Below are 24,523 nucleotides of genomic sequence, written 5' to 3'. Positions count from 1 at the left end.
GTACTAACAGTTGAGGACAGTCATTCTCTAAAGCCAACACTATAACTAGGGCAAATCAGTTTGCCCCATCAGGTAGCGATCGCATTCCCGAGCCGCCCCTCGCCCTTCATTAAACGCCCACACTACAAGGCTTTGGCCCCGACGGCAATCTCCTGCTGCAAACACCCCTGGGAGACTAGTCGTATATTGCTCATACTCAGCTTTGACATTACCCCGAGGATCGAGGTCTAAGTCCAAAGAATCTAGCAGTGGCTGTTCTGGCCCTAAAAAGCCCATTGCCAGCAGCACCAGTTGAGCTGGAATTACTTTTTCAGACCCAGGCACGTGAACAGGCGTAAACCGACCTTGCTCATCCTTTTCCCAAGCCACTTGTACGGTGTGGAGGGCTTTTACATGCCCCTGTTCATCCCCTTCAAAGCGGGTCGTCATCGTCAAATAGCCCCTTGGATCATCCCCAAAGATAGCAGCAGCCTCTTCCTGGCCATAATCAAGACGATAAACCTTTGGCCATTCAGGCCAAGGGTTATTAGCAGCCCGCTCCTGAGGTGGTTTGGGCATAATTTCTAGCTGCACTAAACTCTTGCAGTTGTGGCGAATGGAAGTCCCCACACAGTCTGTACCGGTATCTCCACCACCAATGACGACCACATCTTTGCCCTGGGCTGAAATCACCTGGTCATTCAAACTTGAATCCATTACTGCTTTAGTATTGGCTGTCAGAAAATCCATTGCAAAGTGAATGCCCTGCAAATCCCGACCTTCAATAGGCAAATCACGGGGACGAGTAGAACCTGTACATAGAACAACAGCATCAAAATCCTTCAACAAGGAGTCAGCGGTCAGATCTTTGCCAACTTCGGTATTACAAACAAACTTCACCCCTTCTTCTTCTAGTATTTGGATACGGCGCATGACCACCTGCTCTTTCTCCAACTTCATGTTGGGAATGCCATAGGTCAACAAACCGCCAGGTCGATCGGCCCGCTCCAGCACCGTCACCCAATGACCAGCCTTATTGAGCTGGGCGGCAGCACATAATCCTGCAGGCCCTGAACCCACCACAGCAACCTTTTTGCCGGTGCGTTTTTCCGGAGGTTGAGGAGTAATCCACCCCTCTTCCCAGCCTCTATCAACAATGGTCTGCTCAATATTTTTGATGGTTACGGGAGGATTTGTTATCCCCAGTACACAGGAGCCTTCACAAGGTGCTGGGCAGACTCGACCGGTAAATTCTGGAAAATTATTGGTCTTATGGAGTCGATCGAGAGCCTCTCGCCACAGTCCTCGATACACTAAATCATTCCATTCCGGGATCAGATTATTAATAGGGCACCCACTAGCCATATTGCTAATAATCGTCCCGGTATGGCAAAACGGTGTACCACAATCCATACACCTTGCGCCTTGGTCACGGAGACGATCTTCGGGTAAATGCTGATGGAATTCATCCCAATTTTTAATCCGTTCCAGCGGGGGACGATCCGTTGGAATTTCGCGAACGAATTCAATAAAACCAGTAGGTTTACCCATAGTCGTGTCTAAAGTAAATAGTCTTGAGCCAGTAAGCGCCATCGAGATCTTAGCTTTCACCCTTTCACTAACGAATCGGGACGCCAAGATTCTTATTTTTTTCTCCAGACCTCTATAAAGTCAAGGGGATGTGCTGTATTCAATAACTTAATCTCTATTATTTAGATCGAGACATAAGATCACAATTATTCCCTGATCGCCCCTAATAGAAGGAAAATAGGAACGACAAAGCGATCGCATTTCAAGAAGTCCACCCATTCAACCCCCGCACTATCAACCCCAAAAAGTCGATGGTGCATAATTATTGGTAAACCTGTAAGCACTTACGCCACAGACATATGAGCCTTCAGGTAAACACAGTATCATTCACGATATCTTACCGGTTGCCTTGAAAAAAGTTCTAAAATCTCAAAAAGTAGGTCACGCATATCCTTGGCCAGGGTTGTTTTACGTTACTTCGTAGGGAAATTAGAGCTAATCATTCAGATTTCAAAAGCTCTTGAGGCAAAGAGATCAGGAACTTAGTTCCTTTGCCAGCCTGGCTATCCACTTTAATCTTGCCCGAGAAGGACTGAGTAACGAGATTATAGACAATATGTAATCCAAGCCCGGTCCCACCGCGATCACGGGCAGTCGTATAAAAAGGCTCGAAAATCTTGCGTTGTTTCTCTGGCGGAATGCCACAACCATCATCACTATAGATGAGTTGCAGACCCTGAAATTCCTTCTGAATATCCACCTGCATAAGCCCTGGTTCAGAAGGTTGATAGGCATGGGTGAGGGAATTAGTGACCAAGTTGGTAACAATTTGGGCAAGGAGCCCAGGGTAGCTAGTAATTACAAGGGAATCATCTCCGGTTAAAAGTAATTGATGCTTGCTATTTTTGAGTTGAGGTCTCAAGCTATTGACCACCTCTTGCAAATAAGATTTGACATTAAATTCCCGTTGTTCCTGATGAGATTGGTCAACTGCAACAAGCTTAAAACTACGCACTAGATCTCCAGCTCGATGTAAATTGCTGAGGACTAATTTGGAGCTACTTTTTGCTACGTGGATATAACGGCTAAAGACAGACCGTTTAACTTGTCCTTGTTCCACTGCCTTCAGAAAAGTTTGGGTCTCATCGGCTAAGGTTGAGGCAGCCGTGATACTTGTGCCAATAGGCGTGCTGATCTCATGGGCAACGCCAGCTACTAAATTCCCTAAAGCTGCCATTTTCTCGGACTCTATCAGTTGGCTCTGGGTATTTTTCAATTGGTCGATCGTTTCAGTCAGGGTTTTTTCTGTGGTGATTCGCTGTTCAATCTCAGCTTTCAGCTGATTATTTTGAGTTTGCAATGTTTGATTCAATGCATATAACTGGAGGTGAACTTTAACTCTTGCAAGTAGCTCATCTACGTAAATAGGTTTAGTGACATAGTCAACCGCTCCTACTTCTAAGCCTTTAACTTTGTCATTGTTAGACGTCAGGGCCGTCATAAAGATAACGGGAATTGGTTCTGTTTTGGGATTAGCTTTCAAGCGTCGGCAGGTTTCAAAACCATCAATATCTGGCATCAACACATCTAGGAGGATGATGTTGGGCTGAGCATAGGCAGCCCGTTGTAAACCACTCTCCCCCGAACGCGACACTAAAATAGTGGCACCAAAACTTTCGAGGGCCGATACTGCAACCCCCAGATTATTAGGATTGTCATCAATGATTAATAAGGTGTAGTTGCGAAAATCTATATCGCCAGACATCAGAGACACACCAGATAAAACAAATCATTCAAATAAATCTGCACTGTCGGAATGCATTAGTTAGAAAATCTTCAGCATCAACTAGGCTTAAGCACATTAATATTGGGCATTAACCAGGAGAAACCTAGACTAATCCTCTAATATAAACCCAGATAAGACAACATTTGTGGAGCTACTCCTGGGGTAAATATTGTCGGAGAAACGTCATGATTTTTTCATCCTCAAAATCCTGAGCTAGAGAGATTAATTGATTAGCAAAGGGCGCTAACTGTTGTTTTGAGATTACCAGGCTAGAAGCCTCTCGACGCATTTGGGTCATGTTTCCAAGCATGGCTAGTTCATACAGCTGCTGTAAACAGTTTTGATCAGGGACAACAAGCACTGGTAGATCACTATTGTTTGTTGTTGATTGAGCAGTCGCACTCAAAGCAAAATTCCATTCCAACTGTAAATACTCAGCCAGCAGAGTATACAAAGTCATGTCTTCTATAGGTTTAGGGATAAAAGCATCACATCCAGCATCTTGGCTATTTTGTTGATCCACTGCTTGCACACTAGCAGAAATCGCGAAAATAGGAATGTTCTCAAATTCAGGAATTTGCCGTATTTCCTTAATCATTGCCCATCCGTCTTTGTTAGGCATGACTAAATCACTAAGGATAAGCTCTGGTTTACACTCAATCGCTTTTTCTAGGCCTTGTTGCCCATCTTCTGCCAACTCTAGGATAAAGCCAAGGGGTTCTAGCATAGATACCAAAACAGACCGATTGACCGCGCTATCATCAACAATTAGTAGTCGGCGTGGGGGACCAGTATATCCAACAATGGGGCCACCGACTGTCTGCACTGGGACAAGTTGTTCCGAGGATCCAAATGGAACGGAAAACCAAAATATAGAGCCTTTCCCTACGCAACTTTCAGCTTGAAGTGTTCCTCCCATCAGTTCAACCAGTTGGCGAGATATGGATAGTCCCAGCCCTGTCCCCTCAGCTCGGCGATGAAGTTCTCCAACTTGCTCAAAGGGGTGAAAAATCTGCTCAATTTGGTCTGGAGAAATTCCAATTCCTGTATCGGCTATGGCGAATTTAAGTATGACTTGCTGGGACGTTCGTTGCTCAATCTCTACAGATAAAGTGACTTGACCTTGATCTGTAAACTTAATGGCATTACTCAACAGATTAAGTAGGATTTGACGTAGGCACTTCTTATCAGCCTGAATTCCTTGAGGAAGAGCGTCAGCCGGCTGATAGACAAACTTGATATTCTTTGCTTGCACCCGCATTTGAGCGAGGTTCACAATACTCTCTAATAGGGATGGCAAATGAATATCTGAGGTATTTAGCTCTAGTTTCCTGGCCTCGATTTTGGCAATATCGAGGATGTCATCAATGAGAGTCAAGAGATGTTCACCACTTTGGTGAATGATATTTAATGCTCGTTGGTGGTGAGGCAAGATATGGTGGTCGCGCTTGAGAATCTGAGCGTACCCCAAAATGCCATTCAGGGGAGTTCGTAATTCGTGACTCATATTAGCAAGAAAGTCACTTTTAGCTCGATTGGCCGCGTCTGCTGTTTCTTTGGCAGCCTGGAGTTCTTTCGTTCTGCACGCAACCCGATGTTCAAGCTCTTCGTTGACTTGCTTCAATGCCTGTTCAGCTTGTTTGCGATCGCTAATATCTTCGTAAGTCCCTAAAATACCGACCGTGTTATCAAAAGGATCCTTTAAGGGGATTTTGTTGGTGTCAGCCCAAATGGTGTCATTGTGCTCTGGGTTGAAAACCTGCAGTACATGTAGTTCAGGAATACCAGTAGATAATACCAGCTCATCATTTTGTTGGCTGGCAGCAAGATGATGATGGGGATGTGCGAATGCATCATCCGTTTTGCCAATGACCTGCTTGGGAGCCTCCAACCCCATAGCTGCAGCAAAATTTTGGTTACACCCTAAATAAATAGAATCATGGTCTTTCCAGTAGATGATCTGGGGAATGTTGTCAATCACGAGGCGAAGCAGCTGTTGAGATTCCCGCAATTGATTTTCAGTCCGTTTGCGATCACTAATATTAGTAGAAACCCCTCCTATGGCATACACTCGGCCCTGAGGATCTAAGACCGGAAATTTATTAGCGATATAAGTGTGACGGCTACCATCCGCATGGGTCACTACTTCTTCTATCGATTGAGGATGACCTGCGGCTATGATACTACAGTCATTTTCTCGCAATTTTTCTGCAATTTTTTTTGGAAAAAAGTCAAAGTCAGTCTTGCCTAAAGACGTTTGGGGATCAATACCGAATAAATCTCCTATAACCCGGTTAAAGATCAGATATCTTCCCTCTAAATCCTTCAAGTAAATTGCCGCAGAAGAGTTGTCAATCACTGCTTGCAGTTGCTTTTGACTTCGCCGGAGAGCATCTTCTGAGACTTGCCGTTCCATTTCGGCCCCCACCCGAGTTGCAAACAACTGGAGTACAAACTCCAAATTACTGGTATCGATGGGTAAGGGCTTTGTGTCGATAATCCCTAAATTGCCTAAGATTTCTCCCTGGGAGTTTTTAATCAGGCAGCTAATATAACTTTCTCCCTGAGGAGATAAGTTTTTTGAGAGAGTAGGAAATTTAGTCGCAAGAGAATTCGGGACACAAAACCATTCATGTCGATAGGTTTCCAAATAAGGAGTGTCGGCTAAATCTAAATCATAAGGGGTGGCAAAACTATCCCCGGTCCACATGGCCAAGACTTGGGATTGAGTCCAGGCATCATCCTTTATTTTGGCGACAAATGCGTAGTTCACCCGAAAGATATCTGCAAGATACTGGACACAAGATTGATAAAAATCTGCACCCGTTTTATCTGCTGTTCCTTTAACGATCGATTCAATCGCATTTTGCTGCTGCTTTCTACGCGAGATATCACTCAAAGTTGTAATCAAAACTGGATTCCGTTTGAGAGCAACCTTTCTAATTCGGATCTCTACGGGCAGAGGGTCTGTTGGATTCTGGAAATTTTTGGCCATGTCTTCAAACTGGAGGCTAATTCCCTGGCTCGCCTGTTGAAAATGCTGCTGAAATAGCTGAAGAGATCCTTCGGAGACCAAATCAGCCAGATTCATCTGCAAGATCTTTTCTCTCGTTAAGCCATGGATATCTAGGGTGCGCTGGTTGACATCAAGCAGCTCTCCCTGGAGAGTATGAATATAAATACCGTCATAAGCGGTATTGAGAATAGTTCGTAAATCTTGTTGAGACTGTCTCAAAGCTAGGGTGCGGTTGCGAACGTGTGCTTCTAGTTCTGAATTAAGCTGCTCCAGCGCTTTAATTCCTTGCAGTCTTTCTAATTCTGCGCCTGCCCTAGCACCAAAGATTTGCAAAATGGAATAAGCAAAATCTCCGTCTGGAATGGGAGAAGAACTTAAGCAACATAAGACTCCGATGGGCTTCCCCTCAGAGTCTTGCAGAATATAACCAATGTAACTCTCGGCTTTCAGGTGGACCAAGTCTGGATCTTCAGGAAAGGTGGCCTGCACCCCCTGTTCACAGCAATAGGCACCATCCCGCAGGGTAATTTCACAAGGGGTATGTGAAACGGGGTAGATCACATTTGGCTGCATTTTGCCATCGGCAAAGAAGGCCAGGGTGGATAGGGCCTCTCCAACTACCTGAGACAGCATCACTTCGGACATATTGAGAGTGGCAGCAATTTCTTGGACCAAGACTTGGAAGAAATCATCCCCCGTGACCTTGGAGGTCCCTTTAAACAAACCTGATAAAGCCAGCTCTGCTCGTTTGCGATCACTAACATTTCTGATCAAAGCTAAAACTTGCTGCTGTTCAGAGGGGAGTAATCGAGCCTCATAATATTGAGTTACATCATTCCTGGAAAGAGAATACTCAATCTGTTGAATCTGTTGTGACTCTAAGACAGCCGTCAAAGCCGTTAGGAATTGCTTAGAGACCTCTTCAGGCAAAATTGACTGAATTTGCTTCCCCAAAAAGGCTTCAGGCTGATCAAATGGATTGTCTTGATGATGTCCTCCTTTGAAGCCCAATAGTGTTCCATAGCTATTTACACGCAGAAGCAAATCGGGAAACGTATCAAAAATGGCCTGTAACTCAGCATTGGAGCGCAGAATCTCGGATGATATTTCCTGCTGTTGTGACCGACTTTGCTGCTGTTCTAAAGCAAGATCGGCGAGATCAATCGCAATATCAATAAATTTTTGCTCATGTTCTGTAGGGACTCTGGATGTTTTGAAATAAACTGCCATTACCCCGACGACCTGGACTTGACTATCTAAAATAGGAAAGGACCAACAGGACTGAAACCCTTTTTCAATAGCAATTTGTTCTGCTGCTGTTAGGGGTGAATAGGCGGTGAGCTCTGAGATAATAGGTTCCTTCAAAAAGGCAGCTCGGCTAATGGTTCCACCTGTGTCTGAAACTTCAATCCCATCGACTGTATTGATAATCTCTGGTGGTAAATGAGGGGCAACCCCCAGACGGAGATAGTTCCAGGGATCTACTCGAAGAATTGTGCCCTTGCCTCCTAACAAATGGCATTCAAGACTATCTATAATCGTCTCTAGCACTTCTAGGGTAGAGGTGCCAGTGGCGAGTTGTTTGAGAATAGTAGTCTGAGCATCTTGCCAGCTCTCCGCATAGGCCTGATGCGTCACATCTCGACTCACCATCAGAATTTGATCTGGCTGGGCAAAGGAGAAAGATATTTCAGCAATAAACGCTTCACCTCCTTGGCGTTGGGCGTAGGCCTCACCTTGCCAACTCTGTTCCTCAAATAATGTTGAAAAGACATCCGTTTCTATTCGTTGGGCTTCTTCTTGGGAATAGAGCACTTGCCAAGGTTTTCCAAGCAATTGTTCGAGTGCTGAATAGCCAAACAGGTGCAAATGCTGAGGATTAACATAAGTGATACATCCGGATTCGCATAGTGCGATCGCATCCGGTGCAGCATCAAAAATAGAATATTGATAAGGATCTAGGCGGTTGCCGGCAAGGCCTGAATGAGCAGTATCTGAGGGCGCAATTTGTTGTTCTAATTGATGACAATACTCGATTAGATCCTGCTGTAAAGAGCCCGATTCAACCAAAATCTGAGTTAAAGTGCTGAGGAGTTGTTGATGGCCATTTAGATTCATCATCGTTCCCTGGCAGAGCTACTCATCTCAGCATACCCTCCTCTCTTTATCTGCCCTCACTTCCAGAAAATTTGCTTCCCAGATAGAAAAACTGACAAAAAGAGAATAATACGGTTGTATCCATGAAATTCGACCTAATTTAGAGTCATTGTACTGACGATCCAACCAAAGGCTCTATTAACTGAATAATGATATCAAAGCGAAAGTTATCAGATAGGGACAGCAATTGTTTTCGAATCCCCTCATGCCCTGTGGGTAATTCGGCTAACAGGTGGGCCGTGCGATTCGGATCAAGGCTCAAAGCCGCATCATAGAGATGCTGAAGTTGCTCCCTCTCAATAAACTCTAGCTGTTCCGAAGTCAGAGGAGACAACACTTCAGGCTGTAAGGGACCCTCTCCATCATAGAGATATTCAATACCTAAATGAGTGGCCAGTTTCTCAAAAATCTCGGATTCTTGGAACGGCTTGCGCACAAAATCATCAAAGCCTAAGGCCAAAGCTTTTTCTTTATCTTCTTCAAACGCAAAGGCTGTGAGTGCCACAATCACCGGAGTTGGCGCAGAACTATCGGCTTTAATCTGCTCAGTCGTTTCATAACCATCCTGCCCATCCATCCGGATATCCATCCAAATCAGATGAGGATGCCAATCTAGCCACTTCGAAATAGCAGCCTCGCCACTATAGACAGCCTGAGCCTCAAATCCTACTATCCCCAGTAGCTTAGTCAGGAAACTACAATTATCAGGCTGATCATCCACAACTAAAATACGGTAGGTTGGCTGATTAGGAGCCAGACTTGTTACCTTAGCTTTTTCAACTAAGGGTGTCTTCACGCAGGCTTGGGCCTGCTCTACTGGAACAGAAAATTTAAAACAACTTCCTGCACCTAGAGAACTTGTAACCGATAAATCCCCCCCCATCAATGATACAAATTGATGGCTAATCGCTAACCCCAAACCCGTTCCTTCGTCCACGATGCTACGGGCCTGTTCTCCTTGAATAAAGGGGTGAAAAATATGTTCTAACTCTTTCGCCGAAATGCCAGGACCAGAATCTCGGACTTCAAAATTCAGCCAGTAGTGAGGGGTAAGAGGGAGATGAGGTCCTTCATTCAGCCTTGATGGCTCGACTGCAGTTTGATGAATCCGAAAGGTTATATGTCCTTGTTCAGTAAATTTAATCGCATTGCTCAACAAATTCATCAGAACTTGGCGAAGCTTACCTTCATCCGTGCGCACATAATGGGGCAAGTCTGATCCCCATTCCAACTGATAATCCAGACCTTTATGTTGGGCTTTTGTTGTCCAAATATCTTTTAATGTTTTCAATAATTCATGGAAACTAAATGTATCAATATTCAGAACCACCTGTCCCGAGTCAATGCGGGATAAATCCAAGACATCATTAATGAGTACTAATAAGTGCTTGCCGCAGCGATTAATGGTTTCTAACTCTTTGGTAAAAGCCTGGAGTTGAGGCTCTCGTGCTAACAGTTGGGTATAGCCCAAAACGGCATTCAGCGGTGTTCGCAACTCATGACTCATATTTCCCAGGAAAACACTTTTTGCCTGATTTGCCTTGACCGCCTGCTGCTTGGCAGTGGTTAAAGCCTGGTTTTGAGCAATCAATTCTTGTTGTTGTCGTTCAATTTTTTGGTTAGCCACGATTTGTTGACTGTAAAGGGTGTCTAACTCTTTATTCGTTGCATCTAAAGTCACCAAATCTCGATAGGAGCGCAAGGTTGTAATGACCGTTGTCAGTAACCGTTGTCGCGTGAGATCAATTTTTAAGCGATAGTCATTGATATCGTAATCTCGAATGACATCAAGTTCAGGAGCTTCGCCCGGTTGTCCCGTCCTCAAGATAATTCGGATGATCTGATTATTTAAGGTCGTGCGAACATACTTCACCAACTCTAGCCCGGCTTGGCTGGTTTCCATCACTACATCTAGCAGTAGCAAAGCAACATCAGGATGGTCCTGCAAGACCGTTCGTGCCTCAGTCCCAGAATAGGCAGACAGCAAATTTAACGGCCTATGTTCAAATTCAAAGGAACCACAAGCAAGAATGGTTGCTTCATGAACCTCTGGATCATCATCAACAATCAGAACTTTCCAAGCAGGTAAAACAGAAGTATTTGCTTGCTCAACGCACTCACTGGGATCGTCTTCAATGACAAAGATAGGTGCATCAGGCATGAGACTATCATCTAGATTGTACATTTCCCTGAACCAATCACCTGCACGTTAGTTGGACCATACAGCACCAACACTCTCATGGAAATAAATTAAGGTAGTTAGAACTAGCTTTGGTTTAAAAAGAAGTTCTTCAAACTCACTTGGGGCGAATCTATTATTCCCAATATCTATTTGATTCTACCGTAATCACAAACAAGGTTATGTTTAACATCAACTAAGGCGCAAAGCATTAACTTTATCAACAATTCAACGAGCATTCATCAGGGCTATGCATGTAACTTGATTTTTACCTGAGAAACCCAGCGTTAATCGAGAAAATAATGGATCAATCTAGTCTATCTACCCCGCCATAAAAGGTGTGATTTTTTGGTCTTAGTATCCACTTCTATGAGTAATGCAATGAACCCTGTGGTTAGCCCATAATGGCTTGAGTCACAACGGTCTCTCATACGCTGAGTTCCCAGACTCATCTCAAATCGAAACGACTGAAACGCTCACTTTGGACGAATAATGGGCATCCTAAGTATGGAATGATAAGTGACAGGGCAATATTCGGTATGTTGCTAATTGATCAGGTAGACCTGGAAGCAAGAGGAATTTCATGCCAAGGGGTTTCAGAATTTATTTTTTTAGATAAATGTTTTCAGAAGGGGCAAACTTTTGAGAACTCTCAACGGGAAAAAGCAATTGCTTCCTGTCGCCAAATGCTAGATGCTGGCTTGATGAGCTTAATCGTAAATTATCAGAGCCATTTCACAATTTGGGTGGAATCTGAGTTGGATGGAGTCGCTCCGTCTTCATCTACCAGTGGGGATTCTTCGACCGCACCGTCACCTCATCCGACTGAAGCAGAAACCAATCCATCAGATTGGAATTATAAGCAAATGATGACCAAGCTCAATGAGCCGATTAATATGAAAACGGTGATGGCCAAATTGAATGAGCCTATTAGCTTTAAGTCAATTTTTTCCAAAGCTGAAAAATCCCAATCCTCAGAGTAAATCAATCAGTTTCAACCATTCAATGTGGGAGCATGTCACCTTTGCAGATGCACAAAATTTGTAATCAGAAATTTGATGTCTGAAAGCAAGACTAGCAAGGATTTCTGGGATAAGTATAAATACTAGATTGCAAAGGTGACATGCTCCCATTCAATGTTCTGTACCATAGTGACAAAAGACTCGATCGTCTTCTGTCACTATGACTGAAATAAACGGATAGATTTTCAGGAATGATTACTCGGACGGTTGGACCTGGCCGATGACATTGAGCTTGCCATCATCCTTAACGGTCCATACATCATAAACCCCTAAGACATCTCCATTCTCATCAATATCGACGTTACCACTGGCCCCTTGATAGTTGATCTCTTCACCTTTCTCTAGGAGTTTTAAGGCTTCACAAACATCCGTCGTTTCAGTTCCTGGGCCGTTGGCAACATTACGAAGCTTAGCTGCGATCGCATCTCCGGAATTAGACTTGGCGGCCTGGGCTGCCAGTAACACTAGGGCTGTTGCATCCCAACTTTGAGGAACATAGGCGGGTGGGGCTTCGTTCTTCTTTGATTTCCAAAGTTCCGTCAAGGACTCTAGGGCATTCCCATCTGCGCCTGGCACGGTTCCTATCGCTCCAGTGATAATAAACTTGCCATCGCTGGTTTTACCCACTTGAGTCGCAAATTCATCAGACTTGACTCCATCCGTCAGCATCACCTGTACCCCCTCCATCAGGCCCTGTTCGTAAGCCGCTTTCAAGAGTAGGGCTCCAGTTTCTGGATAGAGAATGGCAATCACAGCTTCTGGTTTATTGGCAAAGGCTGCTGCAGCTTCTGTGTCAAAGGTGGTGGCTTTGGGGTCATACCGAGTGGGTTTGGCTTCATTGATCACCGTGCCCCCTAGTTTTTTAAAGGACTTTATAAATTCTTGCTCAAAGCTAACGCCATAGTCGTTATTGATGGAGACAGTAGAAACTTTCTGGAAGCCTTTTTCCTTAGCGAGTTTGGCAAGGGCACGGGCTTGGTAGGTATCGGGAGGTGCAGTTCTCGCCCAATATTGGGTATCACCATTCTTAAAGTCTCCATTTTGAGCACGACCCGTAAATTCGGTACTGGTACTCCCTGGGGAAATGAGGAGGATCTTATTGCGAACCGCAACATCAACAGCCGCTTGAGAAACACTACTCGCAAAAGATCCCACGACAGCAGTCACTTTTTTAACTTCGACTAAATTGGTCATCGCCTGACTGCCCTTCGTAGGATCAGTCTCATCATCCTCAGACGTCAGTTCAACGGGCTTGCCATTCACACCACCACAGGCATTCACCGTATCTACGAGCAAGGGCACTGCATCAATCATCGGCGCCCCTAACGGAGCTAAGTCTCCTGTCGACGGTAAGAGTGAGCCAATTTTTAAGCCCTCGCCATTGGGGGCATTGCCCCCGACTTGGCAGGCACTCAGCAATAAAACAGAAGCTAAAGCGGTAAACCGACGTAGTTGGCGAGGGTTTAAGGCCTGGAACAATGGTTTAGGGTTATTCATGATGTATTCTTTTGATCCTCACCCGGTAGAGTCTTTCCGTTATCAATCGAATGGTATATCGCTGATGACGTTAAGTCTAAATTAAATCAGCAAATTCAATGGGTTTGGGAAAAAGGGATTGATACCTAGGAAGCGGATGAATCCTGAAATCTCTTGAGTTTTTGGGCATCCCCAAGCATCTTCAATAGGTTTGGCCATGGTTTATATTCTCTTCGTGAGTGGGTTGGCATTTTATTTAGCCTGGAATTTAGGGGCCAATGATGTCGCTAACGCCATGGGCACATCGGTGGGATCAAAAGCCATTACCCTCCGGCAGGCTTTGGTGATTGCTGGGATTCTTGAATTTACTGGGGCCATTGTGTTTGGCCGCCAAGTCATCAATACCCTGACCCGTGGGGTCGTGGATGCCCAAGCCTTTGCCAATACACCTCAAACCTTGAGTTTAGGCATGATTTCGGTGCTGATGACCTGTGGGTTATGGCTGCAGATTGCGACTTGGCGAGGCTGGCCCGTGGCCTCTTCCCATGCCACGATTGGGGCGTTAGCAGGATTCAGTATTGTGGCTTTGGGGACATCGGCTGTGCGGTGGTCTATGTTAGGGGTTATTTCCCTTTCCTGGTTGCTGACCCCGGTGGTGAGTGGTGGGATTGCAGCCTTGATTTACCGCCTGATTTCCCAGGGGATTTTGCAATCCTCCGATCCGCTACGTCAGCTGAATGAATGGATTCCCTGGTTGAGTACTGGGTTGGTGAGCATCTTTGGGGTGATTGTCTTACCTCAAGTCATTCATCCCATTCACCGAGTCTTAGAGACTCAAGGGCACTGGAACCTGCCTGAACAAGATCTTGCGATCGCAGTTGGTATTGCTGCAATCCTCACTCTGACCATCTGGAGTTGGCAAAAACTTGCTCAACATCCTCCTTCAGCAGACTCAGCGAGAAACCAGGCAACCGTCGAAAATCAGTTAGCACTCTTTCAAGTCTGTAGTGCTTGCTTTGTCGCCTTTGCCCACGGATCTAACGATGTTGGCAATGCCGTCGCTCCCCTGGTAGTCATCACAGCTATTTTTACAACTCAGGCAATACCCACTGCCGGAGCAGCGGTTCCATTGTGGATCATGGTTCTGGGTGGACTGGGGATTGTGGCTGGATTAGCCATTTCAGGGCAAAAAGTGATGACCACCGTTGGCGAAGACATTATTCCCCTCCAGCCCAGCAGTGGTTTTTGTGCTGAATTGGCAGCAGCCACGACCATTCTTCTCGCTTCTCGCTGGGGACTGCCTGTCTCTACCACCCATGCCTTAGTGGGTGGAGTAATTGGCATTGGCTTATCGCAACGGGGACAGGCGATTCAATGGGCCACCCTGGGGCAAATTGCGGGAGCTTGGGGTCTTACTTTGCCCATTTGTATGGGATTAGGAGCACTTTTGTTCTCTGGATTACAGTTCCTCGCGGGATTGTAGCCTGGATGGCCTCCTCAGAAATGGATGATAAATCTCCGCTATTCTCAGATTCAACGAGAGGCAATATTTCACTTAATCTGTCCCTGAGTGATTGCAGGTCCTTCTGCTAGGAATGCTCTCCAGTGGTACTCAATCTGAGAATTATATGTACTTATGTTAATGCAATAAGAATATTATAAAATTTATTGCAGTTGATTGATTTAGTTGCTAGCTTATGCTTATAAAGAATTTAATTTCTTCTTGAATATGTTGAGCAGAATGAAAGGCTTACAAAATGTAATCTTCAGCACATAATTAATACATTTGCACTGATCTTAAGCTTGAAGCGTTGATTGCAATACTTCAAGTGAGAATGACGATTTTTTTTACAATTGTGTAACTATTTTTCTCAGAAAAGATTTTAATTTTTTACTACTTCGTTTTCACAGATTGATTAACAAGCTATTTTCGCCTCAATCCACTCATTGACCTATCCTGTCGAGCGCTTAAGGATATTGCTTCAGTGAAGGGACAAATCTGCCCATTGTCTGACCATTGTGTCGGGAGGTATCCCATGAAAATACAAGGAAAAACCGCACTCATTACAGGTGCATCCCGAGGGATTGGCCGTGCGATCGCACAAGAGTTAGCCCAGCAAGGAATAGAAAAAGTCATCCTTGTGGCCCGTAATCAAGCCCGCCTACAGCAAGTCGCCATAGAAATAGAAGCACTGGGCACCCAAGCAGTTGTTCTTCCCCTGGATCTGACTCAGACGGTGGAGGTGAATATTGCCATCGCCCAGACCTGGAAGCAGCATGGTCCCATTCACTTACTGGTGAATTGTGCTGGGGTGGCTCATCAGGCCCCTTTCCTGCAAACCAAGCTCCCCAAAGTGCAGGAAGAGCTTTCTCTCAACTTAATGGGAATTTACACTATGACTCAGGTCCTGGCGCGACGCATGGCCAGTAAGAAGGAAGGACGCATCGTCAATGTTTCTAGTCTTATGGGCAAAATAGGTGCCCCAACCATGGCCACTTACTCCGCTACCAAGTTTGCGATTTTGGGTTTTACCCAGGCTCTGCGCACTGAGCTAGCTGCCCATAATATTAAAGTCACGGCCCTGTTGCCTTCTCTCACAGAAACAGATATGACTCGCAATACCCAACGGTTTCGCTGGGTAGCAGCAATGACCCCCGAGAAAGTGGCTAAGGTCTTAGTCAACAGTCTGGCCAAGGAATCCCCAGAAATTCTGGTGGGCTGGCAAAGTCACTTAGCCGTTTTGGGCAATCGCTTTGCTCCCAGGCTCTTAGAGTGGTGGCTCCAACTCACTGCTCCCCGGTCTGAACAACCCAAGAAATCTATCTGGAGTCGCGGTTACTAATTTTGCGGGTCAGTGGGCAATTGTATTATTGCCCACTGACCAATTTCTGGAATCTGTTGGCCCTTTGCAATCAACTATTTTGGATGCAGTCTTTTTGACCAGTTAATCTACAGAAGCTAAAGCCAATAACCGTATTTACTAAACTGACCCTTGCTCATTTGAGAAACCTCGTTCAAAAGGTCCAAATCAGCTTAAAACTCTCAACATTGGCACATACCAAAATCCAAGAGTGAGCATCAATGTAGGTAGTCAATAATCAAATCCTCACAATTCATGATTCGGATTGTAATTTTACGAACATATGTGGAGCATCAACCCTCGGTATTCTGATAGTTGTGGGAAGTTTCGATGGCCCAGATTAGATGGTCTATTGTCTGAATCCAGATTGCCAGAAACCTGTTAATCCCGATCTCGATCAACAGTGCCAATGTTGTGGCAGATCTCTTGATTTACTACGACATCGATACAAGATCCTCAAACCTTTAGGTCAGGGGGGATTTGGCAAAACATATTTAGCCGAAGATATTGATAACTTCAATGAGCTTTGTGTGGTCAAGCAGCTGATTTGTCCGACTCAAGATCAATATATAGAAAAGAAACTACAGCTCTTTTTGCGGGAAGCGCGACAACTTCAGAAACTGAAACAGAACCCACAAGTTCCGAGTCTTCTCGCTTATTTTGAAGATCATCAACATCCCTATTTAGTTCAAGAATTTGTGGATGGTCAAAATTTGCAAGAGGAGCTAGATCAAGACGGTATGTTTAATGAGAATAAAATCCGTCGTCTACTGCTAGATCTACTCCCTATTCTGCAGGATATTCATAAGCAAAATATCATCCATCGGGATCTCAAACCCGTCAACATCATGCGACGGTATGCTGATCAACATTTAGTCCTCATTGACTTTGGCATTGCCAAACAAGATAGTTTTTCAAAACTTATGCAATCAGGAACTATCCTAGGCACCGAAGGGTTTGCCCCGCTGGAGCAATTTATAGATGGCAAAGTTTGCCCCGCTAGTGACCTATTTAGCTTAGGAGTTTGTTGTTTTAATCTACTCACAGGCATTTATCCGAATCATCTCAAACATCTCCAAGGGTATGCCTGGGTGAATGAATGGCAAAGCCATCTACCCCAACCCGTTAGCCAAGATTTAGCAGCCATTATTGGTAAATTACTGCGGATCAAGATATGCGATCGCTTTGTCTCGGCCGATGAGGTTTTGGCCGCCTTAGCCCCAGCCCAGGGCAGCAACGATTCTCTCACCTCTGTCTCAACCAGCTGGCCCACAGCAATTTCCAACACCATCTCCCCTCGCCATGGGCAAAGTCAGCTGTCTCTCCCTTATTCCACCCTAGAACCATTTAGTTTTGAGGGGCTTGAAGTGGATACCCAGGGGCAAATCATCAATCGCTCCCATTACCTAGGACAGCGTTTCTTAGAAGACCTAGGTAATGACACCCTAGAAATGGTCGCCATTCCAGAAGGGCAGTTCTGGATGGGATCGGCAGACCATGATCCCCAGCGATTTGGGGATGAAGGGCCTCAGCATGTCGTCTCTATTGCCCCGTTTTATCTGGGTAGAGTATTGATCACCCAATCCCAATGGCAACAGATTATGGGCAATAATCCATCCTCATTCAAGGGGGCTAAACGTCCAGTTGAACAAGTGTCCTGGATAGACGTGATGGAATTTTGTCAGCGTCTCTCGGATCGAACCCAGCGGCCCTATCGATTACCCAGTGAAGCTGAATGGGAATATGCTTGCCGCGCTGGGACGACCACTCCTTTCCACTTTGGAGCCAGCATTACATCTGATCTCGCCAATTATGATCGCAATCAAGCCCATGACTCTGGTCCCCAGGGACAATATCGAAAACAGACAACGGAAGTGGGCAGTTTCCCCGCCAATGCGTTTGGGCTATATGACATGGCGGGCAACCTGTGGGAATGGTGTCAAGACACCTGGCATAGCAGCTATCACAATGCCCCTAAGAATGGCAGTGCTTGGGAGGAAGAGGATAGCTCCTATCGGATTTTGCGAGGCGGCGCTTGGATTTACTCCCCTCGGTATTGTCGTTCGGCGGCTCGTTACTATGTTTCCCAGGACTGCAGCAACTTCTATATTGGCTTTCGTGTTGCCCTGTCTGCCCTACACCCTGAGAGTATGACCTAGACGCTAAATTCACGGAACATCAGTCGGATCGCTTTCCTTGAATTTGCATTAAAACCTACTGTTAATTTAGTTTCTTCGTAAGAGAATTTAGATTGACTAAAGTTAAAGCTTATAATGCTGGTCTCAGCCGACTTTCCCTTGGCTGAGGATATGCGACATAGTCAAGTAACAGTTCGAACCTTCAGATCACCCAATATGAATAGCAATACCACTCCTGCCCCCCAAGGTCTCTACGATCCACAATTTGAGCATGATGCCTGTGGGTTGGGGTTTGTCGTTCATCAGTTGGGTCAAAAATCCCATGACATTATTGAACAGGCCCTGACGATTCTGGTGAATCTAGATCACCGGGGTGCCTGTGGTTGTGAAACCAATACGGGTGATGGTGCGGGCCTGCTGATGCAGATTCCCCATCGTTTTTTCCAGAAAGAAGCCGCCCGATTAGGATTTGAACTGCCAGAACCAGGGCAGTACGGGGTCGGGATGATTTACGCTTCCCCCGATGCCCAAGAGCGTGCAGCCAGTCGACAAACCTTTGAGCAGGTTGCCTCCCAAGAAGGCCATAAGGTTCTAGGCTGGCGAGATGTGCCCACCGATAATTCCTCCTTGGGTAATACCGCCAAGGCCAGCGAGCCATTTATGGAGCAGGTCTTTATCCAATGTAGCCCGGCGCTGCAGGATGATATGGCCTTTGAACGCAAGCTATACGTGCTTCGCAAGCTGTCCCACATTGCGATTCGCACCACGGGCATTGATGGTTATTGGTATATCTCCAGCCTGTCCTCTCGCACCATTGTCTATAAAGGCATGTTGATGCCGATTCAGGTGGGGCAATATTACCCCGACCTCCATGATCCAGAGATGGAATCTGCTTTGGGATTGGTTCACTCTCGATTTAGCACCAACACCTTCCCCAGTTGGGATCGAGCCCACCCCTATCGCTACATTGCCCATAACGGTGAAATCAATACCATGCGGGGCAATATCAATTGGATGTTGGCTCGCCAGTCCATGTTTGAGTCAGAGCTATTTGGCGAGGATATGGCCAAAGTCCAGCCCGTGATTAACGTGGACGGGAGTGACTCCACCATTTTTGACAACACTTTAGAGATGCTGTTCTTGGCGGGACGATCCCTTCCCCATGCCGCCATGATGATGATTCCCGAGCCCTGGACAGCCCATGAGTCCATGAGTGCTGAGAAAAAAGCGTTTTATAAGTACCATTCCTGTCTGATGGAGCCCTGGGATGGCCCTGCATCGATTTCCTTTACGGACGGCACCATGATTGGGGCAGTTCTAGATCGGAATGGTTTGCGGCCCTCTCGCTATTACGTCACCAAAGATAATCTGGTGATTTTGGCCTCGGAAGCAGGTGTATTACCTATAGAGCCAGAACGTGTGGCCAAGAAAGGCCGACTCACCCCCGGACGAATGTTTGTGGTGGATATGGCGCAAGGGCGAATTATTTCCGACCAAGAACTCAAAGACCAGATTATTTCCGAACATCCCTATCAGGAATGGCTGGATCAACAGATGGTGAGTGTCGAGCAGCTACCCGCTGCAGAAGCCGCTCCCGAGTACGATGCCGAGACGGTGCTGCAGCGGCAGATGGCCTTTGGCTATACCTTTGAAGAACTGCGAATGCTGATGGCCCCGATGGCTAATAACGGGGTTGAGGCGATTGGGGCCATGGGGACCGATACCCCCCTCGCGGTGCTATCCAATAAGCCGAAGTTACTTTACAACTACTTCCAGCAACTGTTTGCCCAAGTCACTAATCCCCCGATTGACTCCATTCGGGAAGCGATAATTACCTCTCCTGAAACCACCATTGGCTCCGAGCGCAACTTGCTCAACCCCGAGCCTGAGAGCTGTCATCTCCTAGAACTGAAGACGCCGCTCCTCACCAATGCTGAGTTAGCCAAAATTAAAGCCCTCAACGGCGATCCCTTTAAGTCGGCCACTCTACCCATTTTGTTTGACCACAATGCTGGGGTTCAGGGCTTAGAAGCGGCCTTGGCTGAAGTGTGTCAGCAGGCAGATAAGGCCATTGCCTCCGGTGCAAGTCTGATCGTATTGAGCGATCGCAACTTGGATCATAATCATGCCCCTATTCCTGCATTGCTTGCCGTCTCCGGTTTACACCACCATTTGATTCGGGAAGGCACCCGGACTCAAGTCGGTCTCGTTCTGGAATCTGGTGAACCTCGTGAAGTCCATCATTATGCGGTTCTGATTGGCTATGGCTGTGGGGCAATTAATCCCTACGTTGCCTTTGAAACTATCCACGACATGATTCACCAGGGACTGATGGTGAATATTGATCCTAAAGCGGCCTGTAAGAACTACATCAAGGCCGCCACCAAAGGCGTGATTAAGGTAGCCTCCAAAATTGGGATTTCTACGATTCAAAGCTATCGCGGTGCCCAGATTTTTGAAGCCATTGGCCTCAACAAATCCGTGGTAGACAAGTACTTTAGCTGGACTGCCTCTCGGATTGAGGGGGCGGACCTCGCCGTCTTAGCAGAAGAAGCAATTCAACGCCATCGTCATGCCTTCCCTGAAAGGGATGTGGAAGTCCATACCCTTGATGTCGGTGGCGAATACCAGTGGCGAAAAGAAGGGGAAGCCCATTTGTTTAGCCCCCAAGTCATCCATACCCTGCAGCAAGCAACCCGTGCAGGTGATTTTGACCTGTTCAAGAAATACTCGGCCCTAGTGAATGAGCAGAATGAACAGCTATTTACCCTGCGAGGTCTGCTGGCATTTAAAGATCGTCAGCCCATTCCCATTGACGAAGTTGAACCTGTTGAAGAAATCACCCGACGGTTTAAGACGGGGGCCATGAGCTATGGCTCAATCTCCAGGGAGGCTCATGAATCCCTAGCCATTGCCATGAACCGCGTTGGTGGCAAGTCCAATACGGGCGAAGGCGGTGAAGACCCTGAACGCTTCACCTGGACCAACGACCAGGGCGATTCCAAAAATAGCGCCATTAAACAAGTGGCTTCTGGTCGCTTCGGCGTCACCAGCCTCTACCTATCCCAGGCCAAAGAAATCCAAATCAAAATGGCTCAGGGTGCCAAGCCGGGAGAAGGAGGGCAACTCCCTGGCCGCAAGGTCTATCCCTGGATTGCCAAGGTGCGCCACTCCACCCCAGGTGTGGGTCTGATTTCACCCCCACCCCACCATGACATCTACTCGATTGAGGACTTGGCAGAACTGATCCACGACCTTAAGAATGCCAACCGTAGTGCCCGCATCAACGTCAAATTAGTCTCTGAAGTGGGTGTTGGTACCATTGCTGCTGGGGTCGCTAAAGCCCATGCGGATGTGGTCCTTGTTTCTGGCTTTGACGGGGGCACAGGAGCCTCACCTCAAACGTCTATTAAGCATGCAGGACTGCCCTGGGAGCTAGGAATTGCCGAGACCCATCAAACCTTAGTTCTCAATAATCTGCGCAGCCGTATTGTTGTGGAAACAGATGGTCAACTGAAGACGGGCCGGGATATCGTGATTGCCGCTCTTTTGGGAGCCGAGGAGTTTGGCTTCTCCACTGCACCTTTGGTTAGCCTGGGCTGCATTATGATGCGCGTCTGCCATTTGAATACCTGCCCTGTGGGCGTCGCTACCCAAGATCCACAACTTCGGGATAAATTCACCGGCGACCCAGCCCACACCGTTAACTTTATGCAGTTCATCGCTCAAGAAGTGCGGGAACTGATGGCACAACTGGGCTTCCGGACCCTGAATGAGATGGTGGGCCGTTCGGATGTCTTGGAACCTCGCCGGGCTATTGATCACTGGAAAGCCAAGGGATTAGACTTCTCTAAGATTCTCTATCAGCCTGACGTTTCCGACGATATCGGTCGCTATTGCCAGATTCCTCAAGATCATGGTCTGGAGAAATCGCTAGATATGACGACCTTATTGGATCTATGTCAGCCAGCCATTGAAAAGGGCGAGAAGGTAAAAGCCACCCTGCCGATTAAAAATGTCAATCGGGCTGTGGGTACGATTCTTGGTAATGAAATCACCAAACATCATTGGGAAGGTCTACCTGAAAACACGGTTCACCTCCATTTTCAAGGCAGTGCGGGGCAAAGCTTTGGTGCCTTTGTACCACCCGGCGTAACCCTAGAGCTAGAGGGTGATGCCAATGACTACTTTGGTAAGGGCCTCAGTGGCGGCAAGATTATTCTCTATCCCTCTAAGGAATCGACGTTTGTAGCGGAAGAGAACATCATTGTCGGTAACGTAGCCTTCTATGGAGCTACTGGCGGTGAAGCCTATATTCGCGGAATTGGTGGAGAGCGATTCTGTGTCAGGAATTCTGGGGTGCGGGCTGTCGTGGAATCAGTGGGTGATCATGCCTGTGAATATATGACGGGCGGCCAAGCTGTCATCCTGGGAACTACAGGCCGTAACTTTGCTGCGGGTATGAGTGGTGGGGTCGCCTATGTCCTTGATGAAGCTGGGGACTTTGCGACGCGCTGCAATACGGAAATGGTCGCTCTAGAGACTTTAGTAGATCCTGAAGATATCAAAGATTTGAAGGAGGCCATTCAGCGCCATGTGGACTATACCCAAAGCGAACAGGGGGCTAGAGTTCTCGCAGATTGGGAAGCCATGTTGCCCAAGTTTGTGAAGGTAATGCCACGGGATTATAAGCGGGTATTGCAGGCAATCCAGAATGCGATCGAGGATGGCTTGAGTGGGGATGATGCTTTGTCTGCTGCCTTTGAGCAAAATGCCAAAGATGTAGCCCGAATCAGCGGTAGTTAATCGTATGTGGTGGCATTAGCAAGCCAATACTATGCCTGAAAATCTAACGGTTGATGTTGTCCTATTCAACCTCTATTCATTGTTCCAATATCATCTCCTCCTAACTGCGAAAAATAAGCGAATAGCAGAAAGATCAGTGAATATTAACCAGCTTTCTATGTAAAAGAATGTACTTTTGTACGGATAGGTTTTAGCTGTTCAGCTTTTCGTGGAAAGACATTGACCTCCACTTTCTCAAGATCTACCTTGACCAGTGTGAAATTATCAGAACGATAAGGTTCACTGGCATTGGCCATGTTATAGGTCGCTAGTGCACTTTTTTCTAGCGTTCCCTCTAACTTGAAGGCACTGCTGGTTGGATGAGGATAAGGCCAGAAAAAGGGTGAGGAAACAACACATATGATCTTGAAGTCAGAGTCATCTGGGCTGACTAGCTCTGTGGATAAGGAGGCATGAATATCTCCCGAAATGCAGACAACTCGCTTGATCTTATGATGAAAAATCCAGTCGAACAGCTCACGTCTTTGCTCCGGGAAACCGGACCATTGATCGTCATTACCTTGTACAGCATCTGGGAACAGCAAAACGGATGTGGCAATGATTTTGACTCGATTGGAACCATCCTTCAACCAGCACTTGAGCGCCTCCATTTGCTCATCACTCATCATTCTTTGAGTGGCGAGATGGCGTTCAGTACGGGTGTCGGTCATAAAGTAATCACAACATCCATCACTGAATGTGTACCAAAGTCTATCTGGAATGCCAGTAATTCGTTTTTCATGGGCTGGAAATAATGGGCTATGACTCGCTTGATAGGTTAGATAAGCATGAATCGCAGCAGGGTACTTCGTGACATAGTCTTTCGGGGTACTTTGAGCGGGCCAGTTATCCTCAATCTCATGATCATCAAGGGTCATATAAGTGGGAATTTGGCTCATGACTTGGCGAATATAGGGTTGGGAAAATGCCTGACGATACCGTTTGTAGTACTCGTCTAAGCGAGTATCTGCACCAATAACATTCAAGTCATCCGCATAGATTTGATCCCCTAGCATCAGAAATTGGTTGATGGCATGATTTTCCCCTAGCAATTTCGAGATGGTCTGAAATGTCTTATCCCCCCGGGTATCAAATAGGGATCCAAGAAACAGGCGCAATAGATACCGACAGGAACCGAAAATAAACTGTCGAGGAGCTTGGAGATCGGCAGAGGCAGTTGTTACTTCTCCTGTACTGGCTTGAGTCCAATTGATGCGAAGATTGTCGGGAATTTCCGAATAACTCTGTTCAGAAAAAAACCATCCTATTTGGAAAAAATATTGGGTTTCAGGATCTAAATGATCGAATATCGTCACTCCGGTCATGTCAAAATTTGGATTCAGTTTGAAAAACTGTCCTGTCCCAAAAGCTGAATCTTCTAATTTTTTTATCCGGGCAATCCCTAAGCAGCGTTTGCACCCCAACTGGGTCTTTTCAAATTCTCCTCTTCCCCAGAGGTGGACTTCAGTTGTTGTTGTTGCTCCAACTATGGGGCCAATGGTCAGGGGGTTGACGCGCATGGAGGGACCTCAAA

11 protein-coding genes are annotated in these 24,523 nt (G+C 46.4%); 5 read left to right on the top strand and 6 right to left on the bottom strand.

Annotation, left to right across the window (positions count from 1 at the left end; all coding sequences use genetic code 11):
* Window positions 1–45: 45 nt before the first annotated feature.
* From gltD to I1H34_RS12945, 4 genes are all read right to left on the bottom strand, one after another.
* Window positions 46–1,530: a glutamate synthase small subunit gene (gene gltD / locus I1H34_RS12960; protein ID WP_212665976.1), complete on the bottom strand. Its 1,485-nt coding sequence runs from the start codon at window positions 1,528–1,530 to the stop codon at window positions 46–48.
* A 478-nt stretch (window positions 1,531–2,008) separates the two neighbouring features.
* On the bottom strand, window positions 2,009–3,274 hold the full coding sequence (locus I1H34_RS12955) for a hybrid sensor histidine kinase/response regulator (RefSeq protein WP_212665975.1): 1,266 nt from the start codon (window positions 3,272–3,274) through the stop codon (window positions 2,009–2,011).
* A 172-nt stretch (window positions 3,275–3,446) separates the two neighbouring features.
* Entirely contained in the window at window positions 3,447–8,432 is a 4,986-nt protein-coding gene (locus I1H34_RS12950; protein WP_212665974.1) for a PAS domain S-box protein, read from the bottom strand.
* A 142-nt stretch (window positions 8,433–8,574) separates the two neighbouring features.
* Window positions 8,575–10,629 carry a response regulator gene (locus tag I1H34_RS12945; RefSeq protein ID WP_249370085.1) on the bottom strand — a complete coding sequence of 685 codons (2,055 nt, stop codon included), beginning with the start codon at window positions 10,627–10,629 and terminating at the stop codon, window positions 8,575–8,577.
* 557 nt (window positions 10,630–11,186) lie between these two features.
* On the opposite strand from I1H34_RS12945, the gene I1H34_RS12940 reads away from it, so the two are divergent.
* Complete coding sequence (locus tag I1H34_RS12940) at window positions 11,187–11,630, top strand: hypothetical protein (protein ID WP_212665972.1); 444 nt, start codon at window positions 11,187–11,189, stop codon at window positions 11,628–11,630.
* A 234-nt stretch (window positions 11,631–11,864) separates the two neighbouring features.
* Here I1H34_RS12940 and I1H34_RS12935 read toward each other — a convergent pair whose 3' ends face one another.
* Window positions 11,865–13,166, bottom strand: coding sequence for an ABC transporter substrate-binding protein (locus I1H34_RS12935; protein ID WP_212665970.1), 1,302 nt, complete (start codon window positions 13,164–13,166; stop codon window positions 11,865–11,867).
* Between the two features lie 196 nt (window positions 13,167–13,362).
* Between I1H34_RS12935 and I1H34_RS12930 the strand changes: the two genes are divergently transcribed.
* From I1H34_RS12930 to gltB, 4 genes are all read left to right on the top strand, one after another.
* Window positions 13,363–14,628 (top strand): inorganic phosphate transporter, encoded by a 1,266-nt coding sequence (locus I1H34_RS12930; protein WP_212665969.1) that lies wholly within the window; start codon window positions 13,363–13,365, stop codon window positions 14,626–14,628.
* Window positions 14,629–15,181: 553 nt separating this feature from the next.
* Complete coding sequence (locus I1H34_RS12925; protein ID WP_212665968.1) at window positions 15,182–15,988, top strand: SDR family NAD(P)-dependent oxidoreductase; 807 nt, start codon at window positions 15,182–15,184, stop codon at window positions 15,986–15,988.
* A 362-nt stretch (window positions 15,989–16,350) separates the two neighbouring features.
* Entirely contained in the window at window positions 16,351–18,165 is a 1,815-nt protein-coding gene (locus tag I1H34_RS12920; RefSeq protein ID WP_212665967.1) for a bifunctional serine/threonine-protein kinase/formylglycine-generating enzyme family protein, read from the top strand.
* 195 nt (window positions 18,166–18,360) lie between these two features.
* On the top strand, window positions 18,361–22,950 hold the full coding sequence (gene gltB, locus I1H34_RS12915) for a glutamate synthase large subunit (RefSeq protein WP_315874867.1): 4,590 nt from the start codon (window positions 18,361–18,363) through the stop codon (window positions 22,948–22,950).
* Window positions 22,951–23,105: 155 nt separating this feature from the next.
* Here gltB and I1H34_RS12910 read toward each other — a convergent pair whose 3' ends face one another.
* Window positions 23,106–24,509, bottom strand: coding sequence for an alkaline phosphatase D family protein (locus I1H34_RS12910; protein ID WP_212665966.1), 1,404 nt, complete (start codon window positions 24,507–24,509; stop codon window positions 23,106–23,108).
* Window positions 24,510–24,523 lie beyond the last annotated feature (14 nt).

Origin of the sequence: Acaryochloris marina S15 (assembly GCF_018336915.1) — a bacterium.
In the GTDB taxonomy this organism is placed as follows: Bacteria; Cyanobacteriota; Cyanobacteriia; order Thermosynechococcales; family Thermosynechococcaceae; genus Acaryochloris; species Acaryochloris marina_A.
The sequence above is the reverse complement of the archived record's forward strand: the minus strand, read 5'-3'. Positions and strand labels throughout refer to the sequence as shown.

Bases quoted from the DNA above. Each gene is read 5' to 3' on its own strand.
- I1H34_RS12930 (WP_212665969.1), top strand. From the start codon at position 13,363: ATGGTTTATATTCTCTTCGTGAGTGGGTTGGCATTTTATTTAGCCTGG.
- I1H34_RS12940 (WP_212665972.1), top strand. From the start codon at position 11,187: ATGTTGCTAATTGATCAGGTAGACCTGGAAGCAAGAGGAATTTCATGC.
- I1H34_RS12920 (WP_212665967.1), top strand. From the start codon at position 16,351: ATGGTCTATTGTCTGAATCCAGATTGCCAGAAACCTGTTAATCCCGAT.
- gltD (WP_212665976.1), bottom strand. From the start codon at position 1,530: ATGGGTAAACCTACTGGTTTTATTGAATTCGTTCGCGAAATTCCAACG.
- I1H34_RS12950 (WP_212665974.1), bottom strand. From the start codon at position 8,432: ATGATGAATCTAAATGGCCATCAACAACTCCTCAGCACTTTAACTCAG.
- I1H34_RS12955 (WP_212665975.1), bottom strand. From the start codon at position 3,274: ATGTCTGGCGATATAGATTTTCGCAACTACACCTTATTAATCATTGAT.
- I1H34_RS12925 (WP_212665968.1), top strand. From the start codon at position 15,182: ATGAAAATACAAGGAAAAACCGCACTCATTACAGGTGCATCCCGAGGG.
- I1H34_RS12910 (WP_212665966.1), bottom strand. From the start codon at position 24,509: ATGCGCGTCAACCCCCTGACCATTGGCCCCATAGTTGGAGCAACAACA.
- I1H34_RS12935 (WP_212665970.1), bottom strand. From the start codon at position 13,166: ATGAATAACCCTAAACCATTGTTCCAGGCCTTAAACCCTCGCCAACTA.
- I1H34_RS12945 (WP_249370085.1), bottom strand. From the start codon at position 10,629: ATGCCTGATGCACCTATCTTTGTCATTGAAGACGATCCCAGTGAGTGC.
- gltB (WP_315874867.1), top strand. From the start codon at position 18,361: ATGAATAGCAATACCACTCCTGCCCCCCAAGGTCTCTACGATCCACAA.